The sequence below is a fragment of the Polaribacter sp. genome (assembly GCF_965660385.1).
Taxonomy (GTDB): domain Bacteria; phylum Bacteroidota; class Bacteroidia; order Flavobacteriales; family Flavobacteriaceae; genus Polaribacter.
Genome location: NZ_CBFHZT010000027.1, coordinates 1 through 13,166 on the forward strand (window position 1 = coordinate 1; position 13,166 = coordinate 13,166).

9 protein-coding genes are annotated in these 13,166 nt (G+C 30.5%); 6 read left to right on the forward strand and 3 right to left on the reverse strand.

Features of this window, described 5'->3' with window-relative positions; translation table 11 throughout:
* Nucleotides 1-83: 83 nt before the first annotated feature.
* Entirely contained in the window at nt 84-284 is a 201-nt protein-coding gene (locus tag ACTG3V_RS09480; protein WP_439131927.1) for a hypothetical protein, read from the reverse strand.
* Nucleotides 285-522: 238 nt separating this feature from the next.
* On the opposite strand from ACTG3V_RS09480, the gene ACTG3V_RS09485 reads away from it, so the two are divergent.
* The 6 genes from ACTG3V_RS09485 to ACTG3V_RS09510 all read left to right on the forward strand — a co-directional run bounded on the left by ACTG3V_RS09485 (nt 523) and on the right by ACTG3V_RS09510 (nt 10,190).
* Complete coding sequence (locus ACTG3V_RS09485; protein WP_439131928.1) at nt 523-1,257, forward strand: DUF6263 family protein; 735 nt, start codon at nt 523-525, stop codon at nt 1,255-1,257.
* 393 nt (nt 1,258-1,650) lie between these two features.
* Complete coding sequence (locus ACTG3V_RS09490; protein WP_439131929.1) at nt 1,651-2,967, forward strand: TolC family protein; 1,317 nt, start codon at nt 1,651-1,653, stop codon at nt 2,965-2,967.
* Nucleotides 2,968-2,970: 3 nt separating this feature from the next.
* A complete protein-coding gene (locus tag ACTG3V_RS09495; protein WP_439131930.1) occupies nt 2,971-4,056 on the forward strand; it encodes an efflux RND transporter periplasmic adaptor subunit in 1,086 nt (361 codons plus the stop codon).
* A gap of 12 nt (nt 4,057-4,068) precedes the next feature.
* Nucleotides 4,069-7,275, forward strand: coding sequence for an efflux RND transporter permease subunit (locus ACTG3V_RS09500; protein WP_439131931.1), 3,207 nt, complete (start codon nt 4,069-4,071; stop codon nt 7,273-7,275).
* A 1-nt stretch (nt 7,276) separates the two neighbouring features.
* Nucleotides 7,277-7,468, forward strand: coding sequence for a YgaP family membrane protein (locus ACTG3V_RS09505; protein WP_439131932.1), 192 nt, complete (start codon nt 7,277-7,279; stop codon nt 7,466-7,468).
* 436 nt (nt 7,469-7,904) lie between these two features.
* Nucleotides 7,905-10,190 (forward strand): CHRD domain-containing protein, encoded by a 2,286-nt coding sequence (locus ACTG3V_RS09510; RefSeq protein WP_439131933.1) that lies wholly within the window; start codon nt 7,905-7,907, stop codon nt 10,188-10,190.
* A gap of 524 nt (nt 10,191-10,714) precedes the next feature.
* Here the strand turns inward: ACTG3V_RS09510 and mnmE are convergent.
* On the reverse strand, nt 10,715-12,109 hold the full coding sequence (gene mnmE / locus ACTG3V_RS09515) for a tRNA uridine-5-carboxymethylaminomethyl(34) synthesis GTPase MnmE (RefSeq protein ID WP_439131934.1): 1,395 nt from the start codon (nt 12,107-12,109) through the stop codon (nt 10,715-10,717).
* An 87-nt stretch (nt 12,110-12,196) separates the two neighbouring features.
* Entirely contained in the window at nt 12,197-13,078 is an 882-nt protein-coding gene (locus tag ACTG3V_RS09520) for a mechanosensitive ion channel family protein (protein WP_439131935.1), read from the reverse strand.
* Nucleotides 13,079-13,166: the final 88 nt, after the last annotated feature.

Sequence of the window (13,166 nt, forward strand, 5' to 3'; positions counted from 1 at the left end):
CGCTATTGAGTAAAGCATTCTTTTTTAGTGGTTAAAGTTACTTTTTATTTAGTGAATTTAAAAATTAGAGTTTTAAATAATTATCACAAACCTCTAATTGAATAATCATTTCTTTTGGTGAAAAGGTATGGTGAATCAATGGTTTTATCATGTTTATCAACAACATTTTTTAAATCTTTACTATTTCTAACAACTTCTTTTTTAATATAGTTTTTTGCTTTATCAACATATTCTTTATTATTTCTGTTTTCGTTCCAATTACTTATAAATAAAGCAACTAGCACCCCAATAATGATGATTAAAATTTCTTTAAAAAAAGAAGATAGATTTTTTACGCATAGTTATTTGATTAAAAATTTAAAGTTACTTAAAATTTTAGGGATACATTTAAATAAAGGGTTTCAATTGAAAATTTTATTGAAATACAGAAAAAGTAGAAGATATATTTAAAAATATCAACCCCAAAACGTAAGAAAATAATTACCTTGGCAAAGAAATTATTAATAAATAAAAAACTTAAGAATGAAAAAATTGTTAGTATTATTTTTAACCTTGTATGTAAATGTTTTTACAGCCCAAGAATCTGTTGTATTAAGAATGAACTATGAAAAAGGAGCAGTTTATGAAAATACAATGACTATTAAACAAGAAATGGGAGCTGCAATGTCTATGGGAATGACGATAATTGTGGATAGTAAAATAGTTGATGTTCAAGGTGATTCTTACGAAAGTGAGATGAAGTTCACAAAGATGACTATGGATATGCTACAAGGTGGTAATGTTTTGAGTTACGATTCTACCAAAAGTGATGATGAATTGGATGCAGGTGGTAAAATGATGAAAATGCAAGTAGCACCAATGTTAAAAGCGGTAATGTATGCCAAAGGCAATGATAGAGGTGAAGTAAATGAAATTAGAGTTGAACCCAATGTTCCTGGTATGGAAGATATGGCAAATCAATCTAGCTCAGTAGTTTATCCAGAAGAAGCTGTAAAAGTGGGGAGTACTTGGACAATGGAAAAGGAAGAAAAAGGAATGAAAATGAATTTTATATACACTGTAAAAGAAATTACAGAAGATAAAGTTATAGTAGTAGTTTCTGGTGATGTTGGAGGTATGGCTACAGGAAAAATAAAAGGAAATTTAGAAATAGAAAAATCTTCTGGATTACCTTTAGATTCTAAAATTGACATGGAAATGAATGTAAATGGTCAAGAAGTTGCCTCTAAAGTTACTATGAAAATGACCAAAAAATAGTACAGCTATTACTTAAACTGTAAAAAGGTTTTAGCATTTTATAAATGTTAAAACCTTTTTTTTATGACATTTATTGAAATTATCATTTTTTAAAAACAGATGCTATGTTAAGAATTTTTAATTACTTAAATTTTTTCTTTTTCTAATAATTACGAAGCTCAGAATTTTATATAATAGAATTTAAAGAGTTTCTGAGTTCATCTTATAAGGGTAGGTGATATATCCTATTACACTTACTATTTTTAATGATTTTGTTTTACTAAAACTGTATTTCTGCTTAAATAGGTTTTTTTAAAGGCTATGATCATTGGGCTTTAAAGGGTTTTGTTATGTAACAATAGTTACGCTAAACAATAAATTGGCAAACTATTTTTGCACATATAATTTTTAGAAATGAAAAAAATAAACCTAATATTCTTTATTGCTTTAGCAGGCTTAGTTCAGTCGGCTATTGCTCAACAAGTTGTTAATCTTACTCAAACAGAACTTATAGAAACTGTAAAAGAGCAAAATATAGCGCTTAAAATTTCTGATCAAAGCTATTTAAAAGCAAAGGCAGATTTTAAAGAAACTAATGCTATTTTTTTGCCAAGCATTACAGCTTCGCACACAGGTATGGTCACAACAAATCCCTTAGCTGCATTTGGTGCTAAATTAAATCAAGAAATTTTAACACAGGCAGATTTTAATCCTGTTTTATTAAACAACCCTAATCAAACACAAAATTTTTCTACGATTATTGAGGTGCAACAACCTTTATTTAATATGGATGGTTTGTATCAACGAAAAGCCACTAAAATTAAAAAAGAGGCAACCTATTTGCAAACTCAAAGAGGAAAAGAGTACTTAATTTTAGATGTAAAAAAAACATATATGAACCTGCAATTGGCCTATAAAAGTGTTGCAGTTTTAGAACAAACTTTACAAACCGCAAAAGCAAAACAACAAATTGCAAACAATCATTTTAAGGAAGGTTATTTAAAACGTTCAGATGTTCTTGAGGTAGAAGTTTATGTAAATGAGGTTGAAAATTCGTTACAAACAGCCAAAAGTAATGTGATAAATATCTCAGGTTATTTATCCTTTTTAATGAATAAAAAACAAGAGGTTGTTTTTAAACCTACAGATAGTTTAGTAGCTAAAAACACCAACATTTTAAATGATGCTCAACTATCTACCAATCGTTCAGATGTGAAAGCAATGGAGTTAGTTGTGAATGCTAATAAAGAAATGCATAATGCTAATAGGGTTGCTTTTTTACCAAGATTAAACGCTTTTGGTAGTTATCAATTGTATGATAATAATGCATTTGCTACAAGTGCAGATGGTTACATTGTTGGTGCACAATTAAGCTGGGATATTTTTAAAGGAGCCAAAAGATTTGCAAAACAACAACAAAGTAAAGCCACTTTTGAAAAATCTAAACTAGAGTATCAACAATATAAAACAAAGAGCGAATTAACTTTAAATAAAACCAAAAGACAGTTAGCCGATTTACAAAAACAGATAGTACTTAAAAAGTTAAATGTAGAGCAATCTGAAGAAATGTTAAAAATTAAAACCAACAGATTTAAAGAAGGTTTAGAGAAAACGGCTGATGTGTTACTAGCAGAAACCATGTTTGTTCAAAAAGAATTGGACTATTACCAAACCATTTATCAATTTAATTATACTAACGCATATTTAGAATTTCTAATCAAGAAAAATTAAACCATGAAAAATATTACAAAACTAATTTTAGGCCTAACTATTTTACTCATTACAAGTTGTAATAGTGATAAAGTAGACAATACAAAACAAGAAAACTTACCTGCAATTCGTGTTAAAGCAAAAACAGTTAAAGGTAATGCTGCCAATTTGTTTATTTCAACAAATGGTAAAGTTCAAGCAATAAATAGTGCTGACTTAAGTACAAGAATAATGGGCTTTATTGATAAAGTTGATATAAAAGTAGGCGATAAAGTACAAAAAGGGCAGTTATTAATTGCTATAAATAATGCTGATTTACAAGCCAAAAAAGCGCAAGTTGAAGCTAATATTTTAAAAGCAAAAACAGGATTAAAAAATGCAGAAAAAGATTTTAAACGATTTAAAAACTTAATAGCTCAAAACAGTATCTCTCAAAAAGAAATGGATGATATGACTGCACAATATAAGATGGCAAAAGCGAACTTACAAGCAGTAGAGCAAATGAAGAATGAAATAACTGCTCAGTTTACATATACTAATATTCGTGCGCCTTTCTCTGGAGTTGTTACCAATCTTTATGTAGATAAAGGAACAATGGCAAACCCAGGAATGCCACTTGTTTCTGTAGAAGAAGATACAGGTTTCGAAGTAATTACGATGGTACCTGAAAGTGAAATTTCTAAAATATCAAAAGGAATAGCTGTAGATGTTTTAATTAAATCTCTCCAAAAAACAGTTAAAGGTAAAGTTGTAGAGGTAAGCAGTTCATCTAAAAATACAGGATCACAATACTTGGTGAAAGTTCAGTTAGAGGTAACAAATACACCAATATTATCTGGCATGTTCGCTACAGTTCAGTTTCCAGTAAAAAGTAACGATAACAAATTAAATGCGGTTTTAATTCTAAAAAATGCCTTGGTTAAAAAAGGGGAGTTGCAAGGAGTTTATACAGTAAGTAAAAGCAATACAGCTTTGTTAAGATGGTTGCGTTTAGGTAGAGATTTTGGAGATAAAGTAGAGGTTTTGTCAGGTTTAACAATGGGAGAAGATTACATCTATTTTGCCAATGGTAAATTGTATAATGGGGCAAATATTAAAGTTGAAAACTAAGAAATTAAGAAAATGAAAGAAGGTTTAGCAGGAAAAATAGCCAAAGGATTTATAGGCTCAAAACTTACTGTACTACTTATGATTGTGTTTATGATCATTGGTGTGTATAGTTCATTTTTAATCCCAAGAGAAGAAGAACCACAAATTGATGTGCCTATGGCAGATATTTTTGTAGGGTATCCAGGAGCAAGTCCGAAAGAAGTGGAAACTAGGGTGGTTAAACCTTTAGAAAAATTAATCTCTAACATTAAAGGGGTAGAGTATGTATATTCTACTTCTATGAAAGAGAAAGCAATGGTAATTGTACAGTTTTATGTGGGCGAAGATATCGAGCGTTCTTATGTAAAATTATACAACGAAATAAATAAGCACATGGATATGATGCCTAAAGGTGTAACATTACCGCTTATTAAAACACGTGCTATTGATGATGTGCCAATGTTAGGATTAACCTTGTGGAGCGAAAATTATGATGATTATCAATTAAAACAACTTGCTCAAGAGCTTACTAACGAAATTGAAAAAATTAATGATGTTGCCATTACCAATCAAATTGGAGGTAGAAACAGAGAATTAAGAGTAGTTTTAGATAAGGATAAACTAGCATCTAGTGGATTAGATTTTTTAGCGGTTGCAGAAATGGTAAAAGCGAACAACCAACAAATGAGTTCGGGTAGTTTTAATAAAAATGATAACCAAATCTTGGTAACTTCAGGTAGGTTTTTAGAAAATAAAAACGATGTTGAAAATTTAGTTGTTGGGGTGCAACAACATAATCCTATTTATTTAAAGCAAGTTGCTAAAATTATAGATGGTCCAGAAATATCACAAAATTATGTGAGTTTAGGTTTTGGAAAAGCAAGTAAAAAAAGTACAAATTATAATTCAGAATATCCTGCTGTAACCATTTCAATAGCGAAAAGAAAAGGAGCAGATGCTATGCAAATTTCTGATGTTATTTTAGATAAAATAGCCCATTTACGTACCAATTTAATTCCAGATGATGTACATGTAGAAATTACCAGAAATTATGGTGAAACAGCTTCGCAAAAAGTATCTGAATTGTTAATGCACCTTATTGGGGCAATTATTGCAGTAACTTTAGTGGTAATGTTGGCTATGGGTTGGAGAGGTGGTTTGGTAGTATTTTTATCAGTACCAATTACTTTTGCACTTACTTTATTGAGTTATTATATGCTCGATTATACGTTGAATAGAATTACACTTTTTGCCTTAGTGTTTGTTACAGGTATCGTTGTAGACGATTCTATTATTATTGCAGAAAATATGCATCGTCATTTTAAAATGAAGAAACTACCATTTAAAGAGGCTGCATTATTTGCCATAAACGAAGTTGGGAACCCAACAATTTTGGCAACGTTTACAGTAATTGCATCAGTTTTACCAATGGCATTTGTTTCTGGTTTAATGGGGCCATACATGAGTCCAATGCCAATAGGAGCCTCTATAGCTATGATTTTATCATTATTTGTAGCCTTAACAATTACGCCTTATTTAGGTTTTATCTTTTTACGTGAAAAAGATAAAACGTCAAGTAATTCATCAATTGAAGAAGAAGAAAATAAAGCACCACAACAAACCACTATTTATAAAATTTATGAAAAGTTAGAGAAGCCTTTACTAGAAAGTCGTACAAAAAGATGGAGCTTTTTAGGGATAACAACCTTGCTTTTAGTGGGTTCGCTTAGTATGTTTTTTACAAAATCCGTTGCTGTAAAAATGTTGCCTTTTGATAATAAAAACGAATTTCAAGTGGTTATTGATATGCCAGAAGGTACAACTTTAGAGCGTACAGCTGTAGTAACTAAAGAGATTTCTCAATACTTATCTAACAGGCCAGAAGTAGTAAATTATCAAAATTATATAGGTACATCTGCACCCATAACCTTTAATGGTTTGGTAAGACATTACGATTTAAGAGCAGGAAATAATATGGCAGATATTCAGGTAAACTTAACTGATAAGCACAACAGAAGCGCTCAAAGTCATAACATCGTTAAGTCAATGCGAGCTGACATTCAAAAAATTGGTGCATCATTTGGGGCAAATGTTAAACTTGTAGAAGTGCCACCTGGACCACCAGTATTATCTACCATAGTTGCAGAGGTTTATGGACCAGACTATCAAAAACAAATGGCTATTGCAGATAGTATAAAAAGTATTTTAAAGCAAACCGATGATGTTGTAGATATTGACTGGATGGTTGAAGACAATCAAACAGAATATGAGTTTGTGGTAAACAAACAAAAAGCAATGTTATATGGAATTTCACCTAAACAGGTTACCTACACCATGCATTTGGCTTTGTCTAATAAAGAAACTACGAATTTGTATAATGAAAATGCTGCAAATCAAATTGGTTTGGTGTTGGCTTTAGATGAAAAAGAAAAATCTTCGGTTCAAGATATTTTACAATTAAAAATAAAATCGCAACAAGGTACCATGATTTCTATTGGTGATGTGGTAGATGTAAAAGAAAAAACAAGTGCCAAGAGTATTTATAGAAAAAATCAAAAGCGTGTTGTTTATGTAACTGCAGAAATGGCTGGAGAACTCGAAAGTCCTGCATATGCTATTTTAGGGATGGATAAAAAGTTGAATGAAATTGAATTGCCAAAAGGATATGAGTTGACCGAATCTTACTTAAATCAACCTAAATACGAAGATGATTATACCATAAAATGGGATGGTGAATGGCAAATTACTTTAGAAGTTTTTAAAGATTTAGGAACTGCATTTGGTGGAGCTATCATTTTAATTTACATTTTAATTGTTGGATGGTTTCAAAACTTTAAAGCTCCAATAGTGATGATGGTTGCAATACCATTATCTATGGTAGGTATTATTGTAGGGCACTGGATGATGGATGCATATTTTACAGCCACTTCATTTATTGGTATGATTGCTTTAGCAGGGATAATGGTTAGAAATTCTGTGCTGCTTATCGATTTTATTAATTTAAGATTAGAAGAAGGGGCACCCTTAAAACAAGCAGTAATTGAAGCAGGTGCAGTAAGAACTACACCAATTTTATTAACCGCTGGTACAGTAGTTATTGGCGCATTTGTTATCATTTTTGATCCTATTTTTCAAGGATTAGCCATCTCTTTAATGGGTGGTACCATTACAGCAACCATATTAACCTTATTAGTAGTGCCATTAGTGTATTATTTAATTGAACGTAAAAACTATAAGTAAAATGAAAAGAGAACAAATTATTAGAGCCATTGCAGGTACATTTATTTTAATAAGTGTAGTATTGGCAGCAACAGTAAACATCAATTGGTTGTGGTTTACGGCTTTTGTAGGTGCAAACCTTTTACAATCTTCAATAACCAAATGGTGTTTAATGGATGATATTTTAAGAAAAGTATTTAAAATAAAAGCGTAATTGAGTTTGTAAATTTAATAAGTTCTAAATTTATTAGTATTACTGTCTGTATAGCTATAATATTAGCATTATGGACAGTTTTCTTTTTATTACAATAAAATTACTATACCTTAATTGCAATACATTTCAAACGAATCTTTTTAGCTATATAAAACCATATAAAGTACATAATTTAAAAATTCTATTTATTATTTAGATATATAATCTTTAAAAATTACCCTGTAAAAAATCCTAATCAAAAACTCATGATTATTTTTTTATGTTTTTTTACTGAATTTTAAATTACCATATCAGAATCATATCTATTAAATCTAGAACTTATTAAAAATAAGCTACAAAATCCCTTTAACATTTATTTAACATAAAAATTTAAAACCGAGTTACTTCAAGCATCGTACATATTTATGAAGAATAATAATTTAAATAATATTAAATGATGAAAACACTACTCGAAAAAAAAAGGTTAAATACTTTGGTATCTAACACAAAACAATCAATCATAATCTTATGTTTGCTATTCACAGTAAGTTTATTAAAAGCTCAAACAGACTTTACAGCAAAACTAAGTGGAGTTCAGGAGAATCCAGCAGCTTTGACAACGGCTTATGGTGAAGTAAATGCTACTTTAAATGGAAATACTTTAACAGTAAGTGGTTCTTTTTCTGGACTAACAAGTGATTTTGATGCCAATGTAGCAGGAGGCGCTCATATCCATAAAGCTATAGCAGGGCGTAATGGAGGTGTAGAATTATTATTAACTACCACTATTTCTGGAGATTTAAGGTCAGGAACTTATGAAGTAGCAAATAATACTTTTGCATTAACAACAGATCAAGTAACAGCATTAAACGCAAGAGAACTTTATGTAAATATTCATTCTGAAGATTTTCCTGGTGGAGAATTAAGAGGTCAAATTTTACCTAATTCAGACAATTATTTACAAGCAAATTTATCAGGAACTAACGAAGTACTTTCAATAAACACAGAAGCAAATGGTAATTTGGTTTTTGATTTATCAGGAGATGTATTAACAGTTTCGGGATCATTTGATGATTTATCTGGGGATGTTGCAGTAAGTATTGCAGGAGGTGCTCATATTCATGATGCAGTTGCAGGACAAAATGGAGACGTTATTTTTGTTTTGGATTTAACCTTAGATTCAGATAATAAAGGGGCAATAATAGAAGCTTCAAAAAACGCTTTCACTTTAGATGCTGCTCAAAAAGCAACTTTATTAGCAGACGGAAACTACATTAACGTACATTCGACCACATTTATGTCAGGTGAACTTAGAGGGCAAATAACACCAATTTCTTCAGCAATATTTAGAGCAGAACTAACGGGTGCACAAGAAGTTCCTGCAATAAATTCAACAGCCACAGGTCGCTTGGTATTAACTCATGATGGTTTAGGAAACGTAACTGTGAGTGGTTCATTTAATAATTTATTGGGTGATTTAAATACAGCAATAGCAGGAGGAATGCATTTGCATTCTGGTATGGCAGGTACAAACGCAGGTGTAGATTTTGTATTAACACCAACAGTATCATCAGACAATAGAAGTGCTTTTTTATCACCATCAGAAAATACGTTTGCCTTTTCATCAGCACAAATAGAAACATTATTTAAAAGAGGTTATTACGTAAACGTACATAGTTTAGAATTCGCTTCAGGTGAATTAAGAGGACAAGTATTGCCTTTAGCCAGAACTTACTTAGGTACAAACTTGGCTGGTGTAAATGAAGTTCAGCCAATAACATCTCCAGCAGTTGGAAATGTACAGTTTGAAATTACAGGAAATCAATTAGTGGTAACTGGAGGATTTAGTGGATTAGAAGGAGATTTTGATGCTTCTGTTGCAGGAGGCTCACACTTACATTTGGCAGACGCTTCAAGTAATGGAGGCGTAACAATTTTACTAAATGCTACTGTAGATTCTGATTTAAAAGGAGGTATTTATAACGCGGTTGATAATACATTTACAATAGATGCATCACAAAAAGCAAGCTTATTAAGTGGAGGCGTTTATGTAAATATTCATACCACAACAAATGGAGCTGGAGAATTAAGAGGACAGGTATTAAGAGATGACAATGCTTTTCCTAAAGCAGCAAGTATCACAAGTCCAGTAGACAATGCGAGTTTAACCATTAATGATGATGCAGATACTCCATTTCAAGTTACTTGGGATGCAGCAACAGATTCAAATAACGATTTGTTGGTATATACATTTCAATTGGCAACAGATGAAACATTCACAAATTTATTAGTAAATAATAAAGTTGCAGCATTAAGTTTTGATTCTGATAATGCCGTAATCAATACAATTTTAGAGGATGCAGGAGTTGCAATGGGAAATTCTATAACATTATACCATAGAGTAATGGCATCAGATGGAAGTGTTTCCACAGCATCTAATTCTTTAACTTTAGAATTAACGCGAGATGCTGCATTAAGGACTAATGACGAAAGTATAAATCAATTTCAGCTTTACCCAAACCCTGTAAATAATGTTTTAAACATAAGAATGGATTCAAATCAATCGTCTGACTTAAGTATTGTACTTTATGATGTTTCTGGTAGACGTTTATACAAAACAAATACAAAACAAAATAATACTTTAAAAGTTGATTTTACCTCTTTTAACACTGGTATATACGTATTAAATATTATTGATGAAAAGAACAAAACTACAATTACCAAAAAAGTAGTGAAAAGGTAATTTAGAGTTTTTTTTAGTTTTTAATTATGAAAAGGAGTACTGCATTCGTAGCAGTGCTCCTTTTCTCTTTTAATTATTCAAATTAAAAAAATCAATTTTATACTATCAATTAAGATGCTTCGTTTCTATCATAAAGAAACGAAACACCTCAAAATAAAATCATCACTAATAGCTTATTGATAGGCTAATCTATAGATGGACTTGAAAAAATTACGAATTAAGGCTATTGAAACGAATAAAAAAGGAAATAAACAAGTAAAGAATATCATAACATTAAAAGCATCAAATAAGCTTTTTATGTTGTTCATTTCTAATAAATAGCTGCCTGAAAAATAAAGACTTAAAGCACAGATTAATACGATGAAAATTCGTTTTATATTATTTGTTTTCATAATTGGGGGAATTAGAAGTTAATAATTATTTAATGTAAAAAATGTAAATATATAAATTTAATACAATGTAAATGTAATACTTTTTTTAAGTTTTCAAAATAAGCAAATTCCTTAAAATCAAAAAAAGATAAATTACTTTCCAATACAAAAATTAGAAAAAATATGTCCTAAAATGTCCTTATCTACATCATAATCTCCAGTAATGGCTCCTAAATGACGCAAACATTCCCTGATATCAATAGAAAATAAATCTGTAGATATTTCTAAATCAATCCCTTGTTGTACAGAGCTTATGGCTTCTAAAGCATTGTTTAATGCTTCAAAATGACGAGAATTGGTAACTATCGTTTCGTTGTTACTTAACGCACCAATGTTTACCAAAGACGTTAATTCGTTTTTCAATTCTTCGATTCCTGTTTTTTGTTTGGCTGATAGCAAAATTAAATTCTCAATTTCTGATTCTAAAATAGCTAAATCATGACAAGACAAAGTATCAACTTTATTGGCAATAACCAACAATCTTTTATTCGGAAAACGATTTGTAATCGTATTGATTTCTTCTAAAAAATCTTCACTCGAGTGGATGTATTTATTGGCATCAATTAAAAAAATAATCAACTGTGCATTTTCTGCCTTTTCATAGGCCTTTTGTATTCCAATACTTTCTACAACATCAATAGTTTCTCTAATTCCTGCTGTATCAATAAATCGAAATGCAACACCTTCAATAATTAATTCGTCTTCGATAGCATCTCTTGTAGTACCAGCAATATCAGAAACAATGGCTTTTTCTTCATTTAACAAAGCATTCAATAAAGTCGATTTTCCCACATTAGGTTCTCCAATAATTGCAACCGGAATTCCGTTTTTCATGGCATTTCCAAAAGAGAAAGAATCAATCAATCGTTTTAAAACAAAGGTGATTTTCGCTACCAATTCTTTAAATTGGGTTCTGTCTGCAAACTCAACATCTTCGCCAGAGAAATCAAGTTCCAATTCAATTAAGGCAGCAAAATCTAAAAGTTTAGCTCTTAATTCTTTCAACTCATTAGTAATACCACCACGCATTTGTTGAATTGCCATTTGATGACTGGCTGCAGAATTGGAGGCAATAACATCTGCAACAGCTTCAGCTTGAGATAAGTCCATTTTACCATTTAAAAAAGCACGCATAGTAAACTCGCCATTGTCTGCCATTCTACAACCATTTTGTAAAAAAAGTTGTAGTATTTCTTGTTGAATAAATGTTGATCCGTGGCAAGAAATTTCTACCACATTTTCGCCAGTATAAGAATTTGGGTTTTTAAAAACTGTAACTAATACTTCGTCTATTACAATATCTTTATGCACAATATGGCCTAAATGAATGGTATGTGTCTTCTGATTTTTAAGTGATTTTCCTTTTTTAATCGATTTAAAAAAAGAATCAACAATGGTAATGGCATGGTCACCAGAAAGTCGAATTACGGCAATTGCACCAACTCCAGATGGTGTAGCTAAAGCAATTATGGTATCGTTTTGAATCATGGTACAAAAATACATAAAGATTTATCACGATATAAAAAAAGCCCAACACTTTATAGGTTAGGCTTTTTAGATGATGGGTGTTTTTTTTTAATTAGCAGCTAATTTCTGTTTAGCAATTTCTTTAATATTTAGTTGGTTGTCATCTACAAACTCTAAGGTTCTCATTGGGAAAGGGATATTAATACCTTCGTTATCAAAAGCTTGTTTTATTTTAATGATAGCCTTGCTTTTTGCGTTTAATCTTTGAATTGCACTAGTAGAATCTATCCAAAACCTGCATAGAAAATTTATTGAACTATCTCCAAATTCTGTGAAAAAGAATTCAGTTTCTTTGTTTAATTTCTTTTGATTAAAATTCTCAGAAATTACATCTTTGGTAAGTTTTTCTACTTTTTCTAAATCAGCACTATATTCTACTCCGCATTCAACAGAAATTCTCATCTTTTCAGTTAATCCATAGTTTTTAAATGGACTCTCTAAAATCATTTTATTGGGTATTACAACCATATTATGATCTGCTTCGCGAATTATAAAATAATTGAGATTTATATCTATCACCTCACCAGCAAAATCATTTGTTTCTACCCAATTTCCAATATTTAAATTTTTTCTAAAAGATAAAACAATACCAGATATGGTATTTGAAAGTGTACTTTGTAATGCCAAACCAACAACAATACCAGAAACCCCAGCTGCAGAAACTATAGTTTTTAAAGTATCATCAAACTTTAAGATTGTCATTGCAAAGTATAATCCTAATAAAAATATTATGGCAGAGGCAATTCTCGATACTAGGTTTCTTACAGATTTTTGTACAATTTTACCACCTATCGCTTTGTTTACAAGTGTACTTATCCATCTAGAGCTAAAATATGCAATAATCAATACTACTAATGCAATTGCAATATTGGGTATATTTTCGATGAAAACTTCTTTCCATTGCATTAATTTTTCTAAGATTTTATTCATATTTTTTTGAGAAATTTTTGTTAATGGATAATAAAAGTACTCACCCAATAAAATGTGTGAGTACCTTAGTAAAATATTATTTAGATGA